We start from the raw sequence: 18777 nt of genomic DNA, 5'->3' as shown, positions 1-18777 counted from the left end.
GCACTTACTTACCGTCACTAGACTGCTGGCCCTATGAACTTGCGCGTGCCTTCCATTCAACATGACGATTGCGACGAACTGGCCGCCCTGTGCAAGGCCGGCGGCGATCCGCTGCGTTTGAATGTACTGCGCGCGCTCGCCAACGATTCGTTTGGCGTACTGGAGTTGGCACAGATCTTCGGCATCGGCCAGTCGGGCATGAGCCATCACCTCAAGGTGTTGGCCCAGGCCGGTCTGGTGGCAACTCGCCGCGAGGGCAACGCGATCTTCTATCGCCGCGCCCTGCCGCATACCGAGCAATTGGGCGGCAAGCTGCACGCCGCGCTGCTCGACGAAGTGGATATCCTGACCCTGCCTGCCGACGTGCAGTCACGGATCGGTCAGGTCCATGGCCAGCGAGCAGCGGCCAGTCAGGATTTTTTCGCTCGGGTGGCGGAGAAGTTTCGCGCCCAGCAGGATTTGATTGCCGGCTTGCCACAGTACCGCGAAAGCGTTGTGGCCCTGCTCGACAAGCTGAGCTTCAACGAAGGCGCCACCGCCATCGAAGTCGGTCCCGGCGACGGCGCTTTCCTGCCGGAACTGGCGCGCCGCTTCAATCATGTGACGGCTTTGGACAACAGCCCGGCCATGCTCGAGCTGGCACGCCAGGTGTGTGAACGTGAAACGCTGGCTAACGTCAGCTTGCAACTGGCCGATGCACTGACAGGCGTCAGCCTGCAGGCCGATTGCGTGGTACTGAACATGGTGCTGCACCACTTTGCCGCACCGGCCGATGCGCTCAAGCACATGGCTGGCCTGCTGCAACCCGGTGGTAGCCTGCTCGTGACAGAGTTATGCAGCCACAATCAGAGTTGGGCCAGGGAGGCCTGCGGTGATCTTTGGTTGGGGTTTGAACAGGACGACTTGGCCCGTTGGGCCACCGCTGCGGGACTCGTTCCCGGGGAAAGCCTCTATGTAGGCTTACGTAATGGTTTCCAGATTCAGGTCCGCCATTTTCAGCGGCCAACTGGCGACACTCACCATCGGTAAATTCAGGAAAACATCGAGATGAGCGAATACTCCCTCTTCACCTCCGAGTCCGTGTCCGAAGGGCATCCGGATAAAATCGCCGACCAGATTTCCGATGCTGTGCTGGACGCCATCATTGCTGAAGACAAGTTCGCCCGCGTAGCGTGCGAGACGCTGGTAAAAACCGGCGTGGCGATCATCGCAGGCGAAGTCACCACCTCGGCCTGGGTCGACCTGGAACAGATCGTTCGCGATGTGATTTGCGATATCGGCTACACCAGCTCCGACGTCGGCTTCGACGGCGCCACTTGCGGCGTGATGAACATCATCGGCAAGCAGTCCCCAGACATCAACCAGGGTGTAGACCGCGCCAAGCCTGAAGATCAGGGCGCCGGCGACCAGGGTCTGATGTTCGGCTATGCCAGCAACGAAACCGACGTGCTGATGCCAGCACCGATCACCTTCTCGCACCAACTGGTGCAGCGTCAGGCCGAAGCCCGTAAATCCGGCCTGCTGCCTTGGCTGCGCCCGGACGCCAAGTCGCAAGTGACTTGCCGTTACGAAGGCGGCAAGGTTGTCGGTATCGACGCCGTGGTTCTGTCGACCCAGCACAACCCTGAAGTGTCGTACAAGGACCTGCGCGAAGGCGTGATGGAACTGATCGTCAAGCACGTGCTGCCTGCCGAACTGCTGACCAAGGACACCCAGTTCCACATCAACCCGACTGGCCAGTTCATCATCGGTGGCCCGGTGGGCGACTGCGGCCTGACCGGTCGCAAGATCATCGTCGACAGCTACGGCGGCATGGCCCGTCACGGCGGTGGCGCGTTCTCCGGCAAGGACCCATCGAAGGTTGACCGTTCGGCAGCCTACGCGGGTCGTTACGTGGCGAAAAACATCGTGGCGGCCGGCCTGGCCGAGCGTTGCGAGATCCAGGTTTCCTACGCGATCGGTGTGGCTCAGCCAACCTCGATCTCGCTGAACACCTTCGGCACCGGCAAAATCAGCGATGACAAAATCATCAAGCTGGTTCGTGAAGTGTTCGACCTGCGCCCTTACGCAATCACCACCATGCTCGACCTGCTGCACCCGATGTACCAGGACACCGCGGCATACGGCCACTTCGGCCGCACCCCGGCGACCAAGACCGTGGGCGAAGACACCTTCACCACCTTCACCTGGGAAAAAACCGACCGCGCCGACGACCTGCGTTCGGCTGCCGGCCTGTAAGACCTTCCCGGCGATACCAAAAGCCCCGCACGGTTCGCCGTGCGGGGCTTTTTCATTCCAAAACTGCAGGAGCGAGCAGTGCCGGCGAATGAAACACCAGGCAAAACACCCACCGTCCCCTGCCAAATTTCCTGACTAACCTTCAAGCATCCCCATCGAGCAAGGATGCTCAAGATGCTTCTACGACTGCTCTACGCCTTCATCCTGCCGCTGCTTTGCACAACGACCCACGCGACCGATTGCCCGGACTGGCCAATCGCTCGGGGCCTCAGCGAAATCACCGCCCTGCAAAAACAGATCGACACGTGGGACGCCAGCTACCACCGCGACGGTCATTCGATGGTGGCCGACGAACTCTACGATCAAGCCCGTTCGCGCCTGATCGAATGGCGTGAGTGTTTTGCCGCCGGCCCCGCGCCACCACCGTTACGCACCGCCGGCGGCAAGCTCGCCCACCCGATCGCCCATACCGGCCTGGAAAAACTCCACGATCCTCGAGAGGTCGAGGATTGGCTGCGCGACCGCAAGGACATCTGGATACAACCCAAGGTGGATGGAGTGGCCGTGACCCTGATCTACCGAAAAGGCGCACTGCATCAGGTGATCAGTCGTGGCGACGGCCAGAGCGGGCAGGACTGGACGCCTGCGGCACGAAAAATCCCCGCCATCCCCGGCCAACTGACACAGCCGCTGGACGTGCTGGTGCAAGGCGAGCTTTATTTACGCCTGACCAACCATGTACAAGCCAGTGCAGGCAGTCTCTTTGCCCGCAGTACCGTGGCGGGCCTGATGGCCCGCAAGACCCTCGCACCTGGACAGGCCGCCAATATCGGGCTTTTTGTCTGGGACTGGCCCAAAGGACCCGTCGACTTGCCCTCGCGCATCGACGCACTCGACCGACTGGGTTTCCCTGGCACGGCATCTTACAGCCAGCCCGTTCGGTCACTCGCCGACGCCGAGCACTGGCGCGATCACTGGTATCGCTCGCCTCTGCCCTTTGCCAGTGACGGTGTGGTTTTACGCCAGAGCCGACGCTCCTCGGCCGAGCGCTGGCAAGCGAAACCGCCTTACTGGTCCGTCGCGTGGAAGTACCCCTTCGCCCAGGCGCTGGCCAAAGTGCGGAAAGTCGAGTTCAAGATCGGCCGTACCGGGAAAATCACGCCGGTGCTGGTACTCAAACCGGTGATGCTCGATGACCGGCAGATCAAGCGGGTGAGCGTCAGTTCCCTGCGACGCTGGCAAGAACTGGATATCCGTCCCGGGGACCAGGTGTCCATCAGCCTGGCCGGGCTCACCATCCCAAGGCTGGACGGCGTGGTACTGCGTGCGGTCGAGCGCATGGCGTTGGACGTACCGCTGAGCGCCGATTTTCATCCGCTGAGTTGCTGGCAGCCGGCGCCAGGATGCGAGAGCCAGTTTCTCGCTCGACTGGCCTGGCTCAGTGGCAAGCAGGGACTGGACTTACCCCATGTCGGCCCTGGCACCTGGGAGAAACTTTTCGAAACGGGTCAACTCGACGGCCTGCTGGATTGGTTGACCCTCGACCCTCAGGAGCTTGCTACCATTGATGGCTTCGGCGAGCGCCAAACGGCTCGTCTTTTAAACAGCTTCAAGAGTGCCCGCCAGCGTCCTTTTTTGCGCTGGCTCAAAGCCCTGGGATTACCGCCGACCGGCCAGGCACGACTTGCTGACTCATGGCAGGCGTTGGCTCAACGAAACACCGCACAATGGCAGGCCGAGGCCGGTATAGGCCCGGGACGCGCGGCGCAGTTAAGCGCCTTTTTTCGCGACCCGCAGGTGCTGGCCTTGAGCGAGACATTACGCGCGGCAGGGATCGACGGTTTCCATTGACCGCGATAGCCCGCCCCACCGGGAACCCAAAGTTACCGGTGGGCTCAAAGGCCCATCGCCGCATCGACCGATTGCATATTGCACATGGAGCTTTCATGAAATTTCTTTCACCGCTCGCCTTGTTGACCCTTTGTGGCGTGATGGCGGCTCCACTGATGGCCGCCGAACAAGCACCGGACCTGACCGGTTGCGCCGCCAAGAAACAGAACATCGTCAACCAGCTCGAACTGGCGAAAAGCCAGGGCAATACCGATCAACAGGCGGGCCTCGAAAAAGCCCTGAGTGAAGTCACCACCCATTGCACCGATACCTCCCTGAAAAAAGAACGGGAGAACAAGGTGCTGGACGCACGGCACGAAGTCAGCAAGCGTCAGGCGGACCTCGAAAAAGCCATGAACAAGGGTGATCCCGAGAAGATCAACAAGCGCAAGGACAAGCTGGCAGAGTCCCGCAAGGAACTGCAGGACGCACTGGATGAACTGGACAAATGAAGATGGCGAGTGACGGCATTCGTCGCAGGCGTCACTCGCATCGCCCGTCAATGATCGCGGAATTCCTTATGGCACGCACTGCAGGCATCTTCGACTTTCTGCACCGCCGGGCCAAGATTACTGGCCTTGTAAGGCTGGACTTTACTGGCAATCACCAATTCACCGGTGGCCGCCTCAAGGGTGCGGGCCATTTCCTGGAAGCGTGCCTGCTTCTGCCAGACATCATCCTTGGCGCTGGTGTGATCTTCTTCACGCACCTGCGGGAAATGCTTCCACGGCTCGTGGGACAACGCATCGAGCTTCACGGCCCCTTCGGCGAATTTGTCACCATCGAACGCAATGCGCCCACGCAACATGCCGCCCAGGTCTTCACCGGTCTTGAGCATCTGTTTGAAGATCGCCTTACGCTGACCCAGCGGCGAATTCGGGTCGACGCCTCCGCACGCGGACAACGTCAGGCAGGCCAGCAATACAACGCAAATTTTTTTAAAAGTCATGGTGGCTTCAGGTCGCTGAAAACGGCGGCCAGTATCCTCGCGTCACCGTCAAACACCAATACCCCTATTAACAATAAGGGTTGCCTGAGCGTGCGAAGCGCCCGGGCAACTGCTTCAGGAATGATTTCATGAACAGCCGTTTCAAGGCATGGCGAGCCCACCTCGCGTGGACACTGCCGATGGTCGCCGTACTCGCGGGCTGCACCGGCGGGGATAACAAACAGCCGAAGACCCACGCCCTGGCCACATACGCCAGCGCCTCCTGGGAAGCCCTGCCCGTCGTCACCGATGACGATCTGATCGCGGGTTTCGGTTCATGGCGCAGCGCCTGCACCCGACTCAAGGCCGATGCGGTCTGGGGCTCGACCTGCGCCGCTGCCGCCAACGTGCCACAAACCGCCAACGATATTCGCGGCTTTCTCAAGCAACACCTCGACGTCTACGGCCTGCGCGCCGCCAATGACAATCCCAACGGCCTGATCACCGGCTACTACGAACCGGTCTACCCCGGCAGCCTGACCCAGACGGCGGTGGCGAACATCCCGGTGTACGGCGTGCCCGAGGACATGATCATCGTCGCGCTCGACAGCCTCTATCCGGAGCTCAAGGGCAAACGCCTGCGCGGCAGACTCGAAGGCCGCGTGCTCAAGCCATACGATGATGCGGCCACGATTGAAAGCAAAGGGGTCAAGGCGCCAGTGGTGGCGTGGCTGACCGACCCGATGAACCTGCAGTTCCTGCAAATCCAGGGTTCAGGCCGCGTCCAGCTTGACGACGGTCGCCAACTTCGAATTGCCTATGCCGATCAGAATGGCCATCCCTATCGACCGATTGGCCGCTGGCTGGTGGAACAGGGCGAACTGAAAAAAGAAGACGTGACCATGGGCGCGATCAGCGCCTGGGCCAAGGCCAATCCACAACGCATTCCCGAACTGCTCGGCAGCAACCCCAGCTACGTATTCTTCACTCGCAACCCGGACAGCAACGAGGGCCCTCGCGGCTCTCTGAACGTTCCGCTCACCGCAGGCTACAGCGCAGCCGTTGACCGCAAGGTGATTCCACTGGGTAGCCTGATGTGGTTATCCACCACCAAACCAGACGGCACCTCGCTGGTTCGTCCGGTGGCGGCACAGGACACCGGTGGTGCAATCACCGGCGAGGTCCGGGCAGACCTGTTCTGGGGCACCGGTGAGGCAGCCGGACAACTGGCGGGCGACATGAAACAACAAGGGCAGATCTGGATGCTTTGGCCCAAAGGCGCGGCATTGCCCCAAGTGCCGCAGGTGGCGGATGAGGTCAAGGCCAAGCCTTGAATCTTCGCGGGCTAGCCCCACACGGGTACTGGATCCACCGGCCCCGTGTGGGAGCGAGCCTGCTCGCGAGAGGTTGCGCGCAACAGCACAGATTCAGGCAGACACCACAAAGAAACTGACAACCAAACCCATACCCACAAACCAGACCAACGATCGCAGGATCGCCCAGTCCGCCAGGTAGCAAATGATGTAGAGCAAGCGACTGGTGATGAACAGAACCGACAAGACATTGAGCGTTACCAGTTCGGCGTTACCCACCAGGTGCGCAACGATCACAGCCGCCGCAAACGCCGGGGCGATCTCAAAACTGTTCAACTGCGCCGCATGCGCACGCCGGGCGAAACCCTCGAGCGATTCGAGAAAATCCCTGGGATCGTGATTGTCACTCAGCCGGTATCCCCCGCTGACCTTGGCCACCAGCGTGCACAGATACGGCAATAAAAAAGCAATCAAGACGCACCACAGCGCTACATTCATAAACGTCATCCCTTGTTGGCTTCCAGGTATGGAGGCAATAATTTGGCGGGTCAGAGTTTCATGACCATCATGCCGATCAACACCAGCCCACAGGCTAAGAGCCGCGGTCGACCGAAAGGTTCTTTCAGGTAGCGCATACCAAACAGCACCACCAGAATCACACTGATCTCGCGCAAGGCCGCAGCTTCGGCAATCGACCCCAACTGCATCGCCCACAGCACCAGAGCGTAGCTGAACAACACGCAAAACCCGACCGCCAGGCCCAATCGCCACTGTTCAAGCCAGAACAGCATGAAGGCCGGACGCTTGCGCACCAGTGCCAGTAATGGAAACGGCCAGGCGCTGAGCAGGTTGACCCAGACCAGGTAGTCCAGCGGGTGCGACCAGCGCCGCAAGGCCTGGCCATCGATAAAGGTGTAGCAGCCGATGCACAGGCCAATCAGCGCCACCACAGGCAACATCGACCATGGCAACCGCGCCCCGCCACCGCCCTGCCACAGCAGACAGAGCATGCCGAAGGGGATCAGCAGGATGCCGAAGATCTGCTGATGGGTCAGCACTTCCCCGGCGAAAATCAGCGTCAGTGCCAGCACCACCAAAGGCGACAGGCCGCGCATCAATGGATAGACCAGCCCCAGGTCGCCGACCCGATAGGCCTGGATGAGCAAATAGCGATAGAGCAATTCGAACGCCGCCGACGCCAGGATCCACGGCCAGATTTGCAGCGGCGGCAACGTCACGAAAGGCAGCATCAGCGCGACGAACAACAGCGCCACGCTGTCCATGCAGGCCACCACCAGCAACCGTTCAGCGCTGAACTTGATCAGCGTATTCCACGCCGCATGTAACAACGCCGCTACCAACACCAAAGCCGTTGCAAGCACGGCAGACTCCTTTTTGCTCGCCCCACCCCCTCCCTGCAGGAACAAGGAGACGGGAGAATTGATTCGCCATATTTCGGCAGCTGTTTATACTGCAAGCGACCACGCCGCACTCAGTTACGCACAGACCAATTCCAATAATTTCTGCCTCGGTCCGTTTTTCTCAAGATAACGGCCCCGGGCATGCGCTTGCCTGATCGTAGCGTCAAGATTATAGAAAAGAGACCTTGCGCATGCCCCTCGCCTTGCTTGCCCTCGCTGTCGCCGCGTTCGGCATCGGCACCACTGAGTTTGTCATCATGGGGCTGCTGCCCGATGTCGCCCGCGACCTCGCAGTCAGCATTCCCCACGCTGGACTGCTGATTACCGGCTACGCCCTGGGCGTGGTATTCGGTGCACCGATCCTCGCCGTCGGCACCGCCAACATGCCACGCAAGGCCACTTTGCTGGGTATGACACTGATGTTCATCCTCGGCAACATGCTCTGCGCACTGGCACCCAACTACGCCACACTGATGGCGGCTCGTGTGGTGACCGCGCTGTGCCATGGCGCATTTTTTGGCATTGGGTCGGTGGTAGCCGCCGGGCTGGTGGCACCGAACAAACGGGCCCAGGCCATCGCCATGATGTTCACCGGCCTGACCCTGGCCAACGTGCTCGGCGTGCCACTGGGCACCGCACTGGGACAATACGCCGGCTGGCGCTCGACGTTCTGGGCGGTGTCGGTGATCGGTGTGATTGCCGCCATTGCGCAATGGGCCTGGTTGCCGAAGCACATCACCATGGACAAGGCCAACCTGGCCAGCGAGTTCAAGGTGCTGGGCAAGGCCAACGTACTGCTCGCCCTGGGTATGAGCGTATTGGCCTCGACCAGCCTGTTCAGCGTGTTCACCTACATCGCGCCGATCCTGCAGGACATCACCGGCGTCAGCCCCCACGGGGTGACGATCATGTTGCTGTTGTTCGGCGTCGGCCTGACCGCCGGCAGCATGCTCGGTGGTCGCTTGGCCGACAGTCGCCTGTTGCCTTCGCTGGTGGGCATGGCCCTGGCGGTGGTATTGGTGCTGGCGGCTTTCACCCAGACCAGCCATTCGGTGATCCCGGCAGCGATCACCCTGGTGCTGTGGGGGATTTTTGCCTTCGCCCTGTGCCCGATCCTGCAACTGTTGATCATCGATCAGGCCCATGAGGCACCGAATCTCGGTTCAACCCTGAACCAGAGCGCCTTCAACCTCGGCAATGCGGCGGGCGCCTGGGTCGGAGGCCTGGTGGTTGCCAGCGGCGCCGACCTGGCTGACCTGCCCTGGACCGGCGCGCTGGTCAGCGGCCTCACGGTGCTGACTGCGTTGTATTTCATTTATCGACAACGTCGCACCGCAGCGGCGTTCGATGTCACCGGTTGAGCGAGCAAACCATCCGACAGCCAGTCAGAAACGCGCTGCTCAACTTCAAGGCAATCTGGACGCAAGCTGTATGACCTGTCCTCAGGCGTCTGCCTCTGCTTGCTAAACCACTGCTGAAAGGCCCAGGCCAGAGCCTTTCAGCACTTTTCCAGCGACGTCATGAACCGGCATGCGGGCATATGTAGCAACTCATTGCTCCATGCGCTCACCCCCTCTCAACTCGTCTAGAGTGCCGCCTCTACCAGCACACTCAACGGACGAGACACCATGCCCCGCCTCACCCTCTCCCCCGCCATTCCCCCAATTTCCTTGCCGCAAACACCGGTTCAGCGCTCATCGGCAGGCACCACGAACACTGACTGGAGTGACTTCATCAAGGGGGCGGCACACGTCGGTCAGGGCCGATCTGAAACCCTGGTGCACTCATTGACCGATCGCAACCTGTCGATTCGCCGTTTTGAAAACGGTGTGATCGAAATGGACCTCAAGCGTCCACCCATCGATCGCCTGGTGCTCAGCGGCGGCGGCGCCAAAGGCGTGGCATTCTCCGGAATGGTCAAGGCACTGGAGGAAAGCCAGACCATAGGCACCCTGCGCATCCTGTCGGGATCATCCGCCGGGGCAATTTCTGCGGCGTTTCTGGCCAGCGGCATGACTCACGCGGACTTCGACAAGATGTCGGACGAAACCAACCTCGTGTCACTGCTCGACAGTCAAAGCAAAGTACTGGGACCGATACAGCACGCCAGCTCTGCGGTTGGCCGAGGCATCGTGAAGATTCCAGGCAAGGTCGGCAGTATCGGGCGGCTGTTGTGCGACCTGATGCCCCGCCTGCAATCCAAGGCCTCGCCGCTGGAGGTTCTGATTCACGAAAAAATGGTCGAGTCGGTCCTGTCGCGTGCCAATCAGGCGCTCAACGACCGACAGCCACTTTCGCAGGCAAGTCGCACTTGCCTGGAGAACATGAAAACCAACGGCTACGTAACGTTTGGCGACCTGGCGACGCTGAGCAAGGACCTGCCCGAAATCAAGCAACTGCACATCACCGGGACCGCCATGTTCGACGGGCGTCCGCAAATGGTGGTATTCAACGCCAGCCTGACCCCAGACATGGACGTGGCTCGCGCAGCCCATATTTCAGGCTCGCTGCCGGTTGTCTTTGCCAAGCCCTCTGAGCAACAGTTGCCATTTCAGGTGGACGGAGAGCGCACATCGTTTCAGGACGGCGGCATCATGCTCAACACGCCGATCATGGACCTGTATGAACCACAATTCGCGATGAGTGCGATTCCCGAAAGTGAGCAGTTGATACTCAAGTTCCAGAGTGGGGGCGCCGGCAAGAAGAAAGATCGCGGCACACTGCTCTCGGCAGTCGCCGACAAATTTATCGGCGCGCCCTATTCAGCCCGGCACGCACACCAAACCGATGCCATCAAAGGGTTTGCCGGCAGTATCGTCAGCGTTCGACTGAAGACCGAACGGGGCAACTTCACGGGTACGTTGCAAGGCACCGTCAATTTCAACATGGCGACAGAGCTGAAAAATCATTTGCAGGAAGAACTGCACATCGATGTGCAACGGTACCTGGAGCGCCATGAGGACAGCGAAACCTACCGCTTCAGCTCCATAGGCGGAGCACTGCTGGCACTGGACGATTCGATGTTCGCAGCAGCCGCCGACGAACTGCTCGATGATCCGGAATCAGCGGCAGTCATCGAGTTCCGGCAGCATGCTCAACAGGCGCTGGAAAACTTGAAGCAAGCCCTGACCGATGCCACCGCCACAACGAAGGAGGGTTCCCTTGCACTCGACGCACCTACACGCGATGCCATGCACACACTGGATCAGCTCGGTGACGCCCCCGGGAAAATCGATTGGCTGGCCAGAAAGCTCAACCACGGCAATGATCCGGCGTATATGTTGCTGCTTCAAACCGTCAAACGCCTGGATGCCGGAGCAACCGGGCTGAAGTCGATGGTGTTGAGCGCGGCGATCAAGGAAATGGGCCTGCGCGATATCGTCACCAAAAGCGAGAACTTCATTCGCGAAGTGATCTACCCCTCGCTGTATCGACTCGACCAGCCGAATTCGAACGTCAAGCTCCTGAATGGGGCCATTGCCGATTTGCGTGAAGCCCAGGACAGCCATGGTTTTAATGCCGTGTTGCGCCGGATCGCCGATCAATATGTTTCGCGCACCTTCCCTTCCTCGTCGCTACCGTTCAACTCGACAACGGTCGATCAGGCTCGCGCGTGGCTGATTCCCGGGGTGTAACCGCCCCCCGAAAGCGTGTACCAACATCGACGCCTCGCTCCGGCTCATCACCGGTCGTCGTCCTCATCGACCGGAGCGCTCGCGACGCTCTGGTCTTTGGGCGTGCCGGACTCGCTGCGAATCTGCGCGTGACTGATCAACGCGAAGATGAAGCTGCCACCAATGATGTTCCCCGCCAGCGTGGGACCGGCGAACACCAGCCAGAAATCCTTCCAGGGCAGTTCTCCGGCAAACACCAGGTAAGAAACCTCCAGCGACCCGACCACGATGTGGGTGAAGTCGCCCAATGCCATGAAGTAAGTGATAAGCACGATGATCCAAACTTTCGCGCTTTCCATGGACGGGATCATCCAGACCATGGTTGCGATCATCCAGCCGGAAATGATGCCCTTGGAGAACATCTGGCTGGGATCGCCTTCCATGACCTTGCGCCCGATGTCGAGGAAGGCAATGTCGGTCTTGCTGTCAAAAATCGGCAATTCCAGCATCACATACGCCACCAGAAGGGTGCCGCATAGGTTACCTACCAACACCACCGACCACAGCCGCAGCAATCGGGCGAAGTTGCCAAGCGTGGGGTTGCTCATGATCGGCAGCACGGCAGTCAGGGTGTTTTCGGTGAACAGTTGCTGGCGGGCAAGGATCACCGCAAGAAATCCCGCGCAGTAACCGAAACTGGCGATCACCTTGAAGCCGTCGCCCTCCGGCAGACGTGAGTTCAGCAATCCCATGGCCATCAGCGACAGGCCCATGGTCAAGCCGGCGGCGAGAGCCGACCACCAGAGTGCAGCGATGCTGCGCTCCAGTTCCTGATCGCCTTGGGTGCGAATGATTTCATGCAGCACCGCTGCGCGCGGCGGCTGGTTTTTCTCGACCTCATGCTGTTCCTTGGGCGTGAGATCGGGGGTCGTGCCGTTTGTTGGCGTAGTCATGGCGCTAAACATCAGTGATGGATGATTTAGCTACGACCTTTTCCCCTGGCATTCCGTTCGGTGTGGGAGCGTCATTCGACGCTGGAGTCGTCCTTGAACTGATCCTTGACGTACTTGATCTCGGTCCGGCCATGGGGCGCGGGCAGGCCGTCTTCGCCGAGGTTGACGAAGACCATCTTCTCCACCGTCAGGATGCTTTTGCGGGTGATCTTGTTGCGCACTTCGCAGGTCAGGGTGATCGACGTGCGGCCGAATTCGGTGGCGGTGATGCCCAACTCGATGATGTCGCCCTGGCGTGAGGCGCTGACGAAGTTGATTTCGGAAATGTACTTGGTGACCACGCGCTGATTGCCCAGCTGGACGATCGCGTAGATCGCCGCTTCTTCATCGATCCAGCGCAACAGGCTGCCGCCGAACAGCGTGCCGTTGGGGTTGAGGTCTTCGGGTTTGACCCATTTGCGGGTGTGGAAATTCATGGAGGCTCCGGGCATGGGTTGTGTGGGCGATAGGGGTTTGGCCCCCAGCTTCAAGTTTTAAGCGGCAAGCTGCAAGCCACAAGTCAAAAGTCGATCCGCATTTACTTGCCGCTTGTAGCTTGTCGCTTGCCACCAGGCGGATAAAGAAAGCTATAATCACCGCCGATTTCAAAACGGCTCCTACCGTTTTCCCGCCACCTGTCCGAGGGGCGCTGCAGCAGGTTCGACCTGTCAGGCTCGGATGGGGCGTTGTCAGGCTTATGCCCGACGCCAAACGCACAACGGCGCCCATTCGCATACATTACGAATGGAGGCTCTCATGAGCGCTGTAATCACGCCCGCAGATTTTACCGACTACAAAGTCGCCGACATGTCCCTGGCCGCCTGGGGCCGCCGTGAAACCATCATCGCCGAGTCGGAAATGCCTGCCCTGATGGGTCTGCGCCGCAAGTACGCCGAAGAGCAACCGCTCAAAGGCGCTAAAATCCTCGGCTGCATCCACATGACCATTCAGACTGCCGTGCTGATCGAAACCCTGGTTGCCCTGGGTGCCGAAGTGCGCTGGTCGTCCTGCAACATTTTCTCGACCCAGGACCAGGCCGCTGCCTCCATCGCCGCAGCCGGCATCCCTGTTTTTGCCTGGAAAGGCGAAACCGAGCAAGAGTACGAGTGGTGCCTGGAGCAAACCATCCTCAAGGACGGCGCCCCTTGGGATGCCAACATGATCCTCGACGACGGCGGTGACCTGACCGAGCTGCTGCACAAAAAATACCCGCAGGTGCTGGATCGCGTTCACGGCGTGACCGAAGAAACCACCACCGGCGTACACCGTCTGCTGGACATGCTGGCCAAGGGCGAACTGAAGATCCCGGCCATCAACGTCAATGACTCGGTGACCAAGAGCAAGAACGACAACAAATACGGCTGCCGTCACAGCCTGAACGATGCCATCAAGCGCGGCACCGACCACCTGCTGTCCGGCAAGCAAGCGCTGGTTATCGGTTACGGTGACGTGGGCAAGGGCTCCGCTCAATCCCTGCGTCAGGAAGGCATGATCGTCAAGGTTTCCGAAGTTGACCCGATCTGCGCCATGCAAGCCTGCATGGACGGTTTTGAACTGGTCTCGCCTTTCATCGACGGTATCAACGATGGCACCGAAGCCAGCATCGACAAGGCCCTGCTGGGCAAGATCGACCTGATCGTGACCACCACCGGTAACGTCAATGTTTGCGACTCAAACATGCTCAAGGCCCTGAAGAAGCGCGCTGTTGTCTGCAACATCGGCCACTTCGACAACGAAATCGACACGGCTTTCATGCGCAAGAACTGGGCATGGGAAGAAGTGAAGCCACAGGTACACAAGATCCACCGTACCGGTGCTGGTGCATTCGACGCCCAGAACGACGACTACCTGATCCTGCTGGCCGAAGGCCGCCTGGTGAACCTGGGCAACGCCACCGGTCACCCAAGCCGCATCATGGACGGTTCGTTCGCCAACCAGGTACTGGCGCAGATTTTCCTGTTCGGTCAGAAGTACGCCGACCTGTCGCCAGCCCAGAAAGCCGAGCGCCTGACCGTTGAAGTACTGCCCAAGAAACTCGACGAAGAAGTGGCCCTGGAAATGGTCCGCGGTTTCGGCGGTGTCGTGACTCAACTGACCAAGACCCAGGCCGACTACATCGGCGTGGCCGTCGAAGGTCCGTTCAAGCCGCACGCGTACCGGTACTAAAAGCAGCTACGAGCTTTGAGCTTCAAGCGGCAAGCAAGGTCAAAAGCCGGCCTCGCTGCACGAAGTTCAGCGCTCTGCACCCATTTGCGAATACAGCCTCATGTTGCAAACCCCAGGCACGAGAGACGAGCGCACCTGCGCTTCCCTTACAGCTTGTGGCTTGCAGCTTGAAGCTGGAGGCCCCCTCCATGTCCCAAGACCGTCGCTACAGCTTCGAATTCTTCCCTACGAAGACCGACGCTGGGCATGAAAAGCTGATCGCCACTGCCCGTCAGTTGGCTACCTACAACCCCGATTTCTTCTCCTGCACCTATGGCGCTGGCGGCTCGACCCGTGATCGAACCCTCAACACCGTTTTGCAACTGGAAAGCGAAGTCAAAATCCCGGCCGCCCCGCACCTGTCGTGCGTCGGCGACAGCAAGGACGACCTGCGCGGCCTGCTGAACGAGTACAAGGCTGCCGGCATCAAGCGCATCGTCGCCCTGCGCGGTGACCTGCCGTCTGGCATGGGCATGACCAGCGGCGAGCTGCGTCACGCCAATGAGCTGGTTGAGTTCATCCGTGAAGAAACCGGCAATCATTTCCACATCGAAGTCGCCGCCTACCCGGAAATGCATCCGCAAGCGCGCAACTTCGAAGACGATCTCGCCAACTTCGTGCGCAAGGCCAAGGCCGGCGCCGACAGCGCGATCACCCAGTATTTCTTCAACGCCGACAGCTATTTCTATTTTGTCGACCGTTTGCAGGCGCTGGGCGTGGATATTCCAGTGGTACCGGGGATCATGCCGATCACCAACTACAGCAAGCTCGCGCGCTTCTCCGACGCCTGCGGTGCGGAAATCCCGCGCTGGATCCGCAAGCAGTTGGAAGCCTACGGCGATGACACCCAAAGCATTCAGCGCTTCGGCGAGCAAGTCGTCACCGAGATGTGCGAACGCCTGTTGCAGGGTGGCGCACCAGGGCTGCACTTCTATTCCATGAACCAGGCCGAACCTAGCCTGGCCATCTGGAATAACCTGAAGTTGCCGCGTTAAGCGACAAACCAGGCGTTGATCAAAAAATCGCCGTTTCTGACGGTTTCTGTGAGTGCCACACTCCCTAGCAGAGACTGCCGAAGACGGTGATTTTTTTGCTTTTCCCGCACATTTTTTGTGCAGCAATGCACGGAGCCAGAGCTTCTGGCGCGGGTTTCTGGCGATTTACGGTTTCTCGTCGTAATCTCAAGCCATGCCTTTGATCACCCAGCTTCTTTCCCTGCTCCTTTTCACTTGCCTGAGCTTTGCCGCCCGGGGCGAGAAATTGCGCATTGTCACTGAGCCCTGGGCACCTTACGTCTTTGAGGAAGATGGCAAAGCGCTGGGCCTGGATTACGAAACCACGGCCATTGTCTTCAAGCGATTGGGGATCGAAGTCGAGTGGCAATTCCTGCCGTGGAAGCGCTGCCTGTCCATGCTCGAAACCGGGCAGGCCGATGGCGCGCTGGATATTTTTCACAGCGAGGAGCGCGATGCCACCTTGCTCTACCCCAGCGAGCCGCTCTCGCAAGTCCAGTTCGTCATGTTCTACGCCAACGAGCGCCCTCACCCGTTTCGCACCCTGGAAGATCTCAAGGGCCTGACCATCGGCACCTCACCTGGCTACCTGTACAACCCGGAATTCCGGGAGTCGCTTCTGTTCATCCGAGAGCCGGCACCCACTCATGAGGCCAACTTCGGCAAGCTGCTGCGCGGGAGGATAGACCTGCTGATCACCGACCGCCGCGTGGGCCAGCATTTGCTCGACGAGTTGAACATCCGCGACAAGATCAGCGAAAACCCGACTGTGATCAGCCAGCAGAGCCAGTTCCTGGCGGTTCGGCGCAATGCCGGAATGGACCTGCTGGTCCAACGCTTTGGTGCCGAGCTCAAACGTTTCAAACGCGAGCCGGCCTACGCCGAGCTCAGTGCCCGTTACGGCGCAGCGCCCAAAGTCAGCGAGTCCACGGCTGTCCTGGATAAAACCGTTGAGCAGCAGGAAAGCAGCGCACAGTGATTGCTCTGTTATACTCCGGCGTTCCCGCCAGGCTCACGCCCGGACGCTCGAACCTGTTCAAGGCATCTCGACCCGCTACAGCGCAGCTTTTCAGCCCGCGCGAGTGCTCCAGATGTGCTTCCAGGGCTCAGCAGGACCGGACGGGATTGCGTTGCTCTTGAACGCCATTCGCGCCAGGCAAGACTCCCATTTGGGCCCAGCTCTAACTCACAACAGGATTACTCATGTCCTTTGCTTCCCTCGGTCTCTCCGAGGCTTTGGTCCGCGCTATCGAAGACGCGGGCTATACCGAGCCTACTCCGGTGCAACAGCGGGCCATTCCCGCCGTGTTGCAAGGTCGCGACCTGATGGTTGCGGCTCAGACAGGTACTGGTAAAACCGGCGGTTTCGCCCTTCCGATTCTGGAGCGGTTGTTCCCCAACGGTCACCCGGACAAATCCCAGCGTCACGGCCCACGCCAACCGCGTGTGCTGGTCCTGACCCCGACCCGCGAACTCGCCGCCCAGGTTCACGACAGCTTCAAGGTCTACGCCCGTGACCTGAAGTTCGTCAGCGCCTGCATCTTCGGCGGCGTCGGCATGAACCCACAGGTTCAGGCCATGGCTCGCGGTGTCGATGTCCTGGTAGCCTGTCCGGGCCGCCTGCTCGACCTCGCAGGTCAAGGCAGCGTCGATTTGTCCCACGTGGAAATCCTCGTGCTGGACGAAGCCGACCGCATGCTCGACATGGGCTTTGTTCATGACGTGAAGAAGGTCCTGGCCCGTCTGCCGGCCAAACGCCAGAACCTGCTGTTCTCGGCGACCTTCTCCAAGGACATCACCGACCTCGCCGGCAAGCTGCTTCACAATCCCGAACGCATCGAAGTGACGCCGCCGAACACCACGGTCGAGCGCATCGAGCAGCGCGTGTTCCGCCTGCCTGCCAACCACAAGCGCTCGTTGCTGGCTCACCTGATTACCGCAGGCGCCTGGGAACAGGTGCTGGTGTTCACCCGTACCAAGCACGGCGCCAACCGTCTGGCCGAGTACCTGGACAAGCACGGCCTGAGCGCTGTGGCAATCCACGGCAACAAGAGCCAGAACGCACGCACCAAGGCCCTGGCCGACTTCAAGGCCGGCAGCGTGCGCATCCTCGTCGCCACCGACATCGCCGCCCGTGGCCTGGACATCGACCAGTTGCCACACGTGGTCAACTTCGAGCTGCCTAACGTCGACGAAGATTACGTACACCGCATCGGCCGTACCGGTCGTGCCGGTCGCTCGGGCGAAGCGATCTCGCTGGTCGCTCCGGACGAAGAGAAGCTGCTCAAAAGCATCGAGCGCATGACCAAGCAGAAAATCGCCGATGGCGACTTGATGGGCTTCGATGCCAGCGCCGTGGAAGCCGAGAAGCCGGAAGTACGCGAACGTCCGGACGTGCGTAACCCGCGCAATGCCCGTGGCCCGCGTGGCGACGGTCCGAACGGCAGCGGCGGTGGCGGCGGTCGTAAAGACAAAGGCAAGGACAAGGGCGGTAAGGAAAAACCTGCCGCCAGCGGTCGTGGCGAGCGCCCGGCGCGTGAGCAGAAACCCCGCGAAGGCACAGCGCGCGAGCAGCAGCGCCCGGCGCCACGCGCGGCCGCTGATCGTGCCCCGGACGAGTTCCTCGATGACGACATCGATAACTTCGGTAACCGTGTCGACTACGTGCCCCAGGCCAAACCGGCCCAGGGTCGCGGTCGTCGCCCGGGTGCTCCGGCACAAGGCTCGGCTGGCGGTGCCGGCGCACCACGCAACGGTGCCAAGCCTCAAGGTCGTCAAGGCGGCCCACGTGGCGGCGATGCCAGCGGTTCCTCGACCGGCAAGCGCAGCGGCCCTCGCAATGGCGCACCACGTGACGGCCAGGCCCGTCGCGAAGAAGGTCGCAACCGTCGTCCGGCCCGTGACGATCAGCCGCGCTCGGAGCCGGCCGTGCAGAACACCCGCAGCCCGGCGCCAAAGATCATTCACAAGGAGTCCAAGGCTGATCGCTTCCCGACGCCTGAACAGCTTGATCAGTTGCCAGTATGCCCTCGCGGCGAAAAACCAGCGCTGCTGACCCGCAACCGCTGAGTTTTCATCGCAACAAAAAAATGCCCCGGCTCGCAAAAGCCGGGGCATTTTTTATGCTTCACCACAAACCCAAACAGGTGGGAGCACTGTGTGA

16 protein-coding genes and 1 riboswitch are annotated in these 18777 nt (G+C 60.4%); of the genes, 11 read left to right on the top strand and 5 right to left on the bottom strand.

Going from position 1 to position 18777, the window contains the following annotated elements; genetic code table 11:
- Positions 1–33: 33 nt before the first annotated feature.
- The 4 genes from AB4N33_RS23610 to AB4N33_RS23595 all read left to right on the top strand — a co-directional run bounded on the left by AB4N33_RS23610 (position 34) and on the right by AB4N33_RS23595 (position 4580).
- On the top strand, positions 34–1029 hold the full coding sequence (locus AB4N33_RS23610) for an ArsR/SmtB family transcription factor (protein ID WP_460120125.1): 996 nt from the start codon (positions 34–36) through the stop codon (positions 1027–1029).
- Between the two features lie 18 nt (positions 1030–1047).
- The gene (gene metK, locus AB4N33_RS23605; RefSeq protein WP_460120123.1) at positions 1048–2238 is read left to right on the top strand and encodes a methionine adenosyltransferase; all 1191 of its coding nucleotides are present in this window, start codon (positions 1048–1050) and stop codon (positions 2236–2238) included.
- Positions 2239–2412: 174 nt separating this feature from the next.
- Positions 2413–4089, top strand: coding sequence for an NAD-dependent DNA ligase LigB (ligB, locus tag AB4N33_RS23600; protein ID WP_476458356.1), 1677 nt, complete (start codon positions 2413–2415; stop codon positions 4087–4089).
- 95 nt (positions 4090–4184) lie between these two features.
- The gene (locus AB4N33_RS23595) at positions 4185–4580 is read left to right on the top strand and encodes a DUF1090 domain-containing protein (RefSeq protein ID WP_476458355.1); all 396 of its coding nucleotides are present in this window, start codon (positions 4185–4187) and stop codon (positions 4578–4580) included.
- A gap of 47 nt (positions 4581–4627) precedes the next feature.
- Here the strand turns inward: AB4N33_RS23595 and AB4N33_RS23590 are convergent, their stop codons facing one another.
- Entirely contained in the window at positions 4628–5077 is a 450-nt protein-coding gene (locus AB4N33_RS23590) for a c-type cytochrome (RefSeq protein WP_476458354.1), read from the bottom strand.
- Positions 5078–5205: 128 nt separating this feature from the next.
- Here AB4N33_RS23590 and mltA point away from each other — a divergent pair, with 128 nt between their 5' ends.
- On the top strand, positions 5206–6390 hold the full coding sequence (mltA, locus tag AB4N33_RS23585; RefSeq protein WP_476458353.1) for a murein transglycosylase A: 1185 nt from the start codon (positions 5206–5208) through the stop codon (positions 6388–6390).
- A 93-nt stretch (positions 6391–6483) separates the two neighbouring features.
- On the opposite strand, the gene AB4N33_RS23580 is transcribed toward mltA, so the two are convergent.
- Both AB4N33_RS23580 and AB4N33_RS23575 read right to left on the bottom strand, forming a co-directional pair.
- The gene (locus tag AB4N33_RS23580) at positions 6484–6867 is read right to left on the bottom strand and encodes an MAPEG family protein (RefSeq protein WP_476458352.1); all 384 of its coding nucleotides are present in this window, start codon (positions 6865–6867) and stop codon (positions 6484–6486) included.
- Positions 6868–6917: 50 nt separating this feature from the next.
- Entirely contained in the window at positions 6918–7751 is an 834-nt protein-coding gene (locus tag AB4N33_RS23575; RefSeq protein ID WP_476458351.1) for an EamA family transporter, read from the bottom strand.
- Positions 7752–7981: 230 nt separating this feature from the next.
- Here AB4N33_RS23575 and AB4N33_RS23570 point away from each other — a divergent pair, with 230 nt between their 5' ends.
- Positions 7982–9151, top strand: coding sequence for an MFS transporter (locus tag AB4N33_RS23570; protein ID WP_476458350.1), 1170 nt, complete (start codon positions 7982–7984; stop codon positions 9149–9151).
- A 267-nt stretch (positions 9152–9418) separates the two neighbouring features.
- On the top strand, positions 9419–11425 hold the full coding sequence (locus tag AB4N33_RS23565; protein WP_476458349.1) for a patatin-like phospholipase family protein: 2007 nt from the start codon (positions 9419–9421) through the stop codon (positions 11423–11425).
- A 47-nt stretch (positions 11426–11472) separates the two neighbouring features.
- Here AB4N33_RS23565 and AB4N33_RS23560 read toward each other — a convergent pair whose 3' ends face one another.
- Together AB4N33_RS23560 and AB4N33_RS23555 are read right to left on the bottom strand one after the other, a co-directional pair.
- A complete protein-coding gene (locus tag AB4N33_RS23560; protein WP_460120105.1) occupies positions 11473–12357 on the bottom strand; it encodes a formate/nitrite transporter family protein in 885 nt (294 codons plus the stop codon).
- A 71-nt stretch (positions 12358–12428) separates the two neighbouring features.
- On the bottom strand, positions 12429–12833 hold the full coding sequence (locus tag AB4N33_RS23555; RefSeq protein WP_476458348.1) for an acyl-CoA thioesterase: 405 nt from the start codon (positions 12831–12833) through the stop codon (positions 12429–12431).
- Positions 12834–13031: 198 nt separating this feature from the next.
- Positions 13032–13130, top strand: a riboswitch (S-adenosyl-L-homocysteine riboswitch).
- 22 nt (positions 13131–13152) lie between these two features.
- Between AB4N33_RS23555 and ahcY the strand changes: the two genes are divergently transcribed.
- The 4 genes from ahcY to AB4N33_RS23535 all read left to right on the top strand — a co-directional run bounded on the left by ahcY (position 13153) and on the right by AB4N33_RS23535 (position 18683).
- Positions 13153–14562, top strand: coding sequence for an adenosylhomocysteinase (ahcY, locus tag AB4N33_RS23550; protein ID WP_476458347.1), 1410 nt, complete (start codon positions 13153–13155; stop codon positions 14560–14562).
- A 188-nt stretch (positions 14563–14750) separates the two neighbouring features.
- Positions 14751–15596 carry a methylenetetrahydrofolate reductase [NAD(P)H] gene (gene metF / locus AB4N33_RS23545; RefSeq protein WP_460120102.1) on the top strand — a complete coding sequence of 282 codons (846 nt, stop codon included), beginning with the start codon at positions 14751–14753 and terminating at the stop codon, positions 15594–15596.
- Between the two features lie 193 nt (positions 15597–15789).
- Complete coding sequence (locus AB4N33_RS23540; RefSeq protein WP_476458346.1) at positions 15790–16593, top strand: substrate-binding periplasmic protein; 804 nt, start codon at positions 15790–15792, stop codon at positions 16591–16593.
- A gap of 224 nt (positions 16594–16817) precedes the next feature.
- On the top strand, positions 16818–18683 hold the full coding sequence (locus AB4N33_RS23535; RefSeq protein WP_476458345.1) for a DEAD/DEAH box helicase: 1866 nt from the start codon (positions 16818–16820) through the stop codon (positions 18681–18683).
- The last annotated feature ends 94 nt before the right edge of the window (positions 18684–18777 follow it).

This window comes from Pseudomonas sp. S1_E05 (assembly GCF_056337105.1).
Note: the sequence above shows the minus strand (reverse complement) of the source record. Positions and strands in the feature narration are given on the sequence as shown.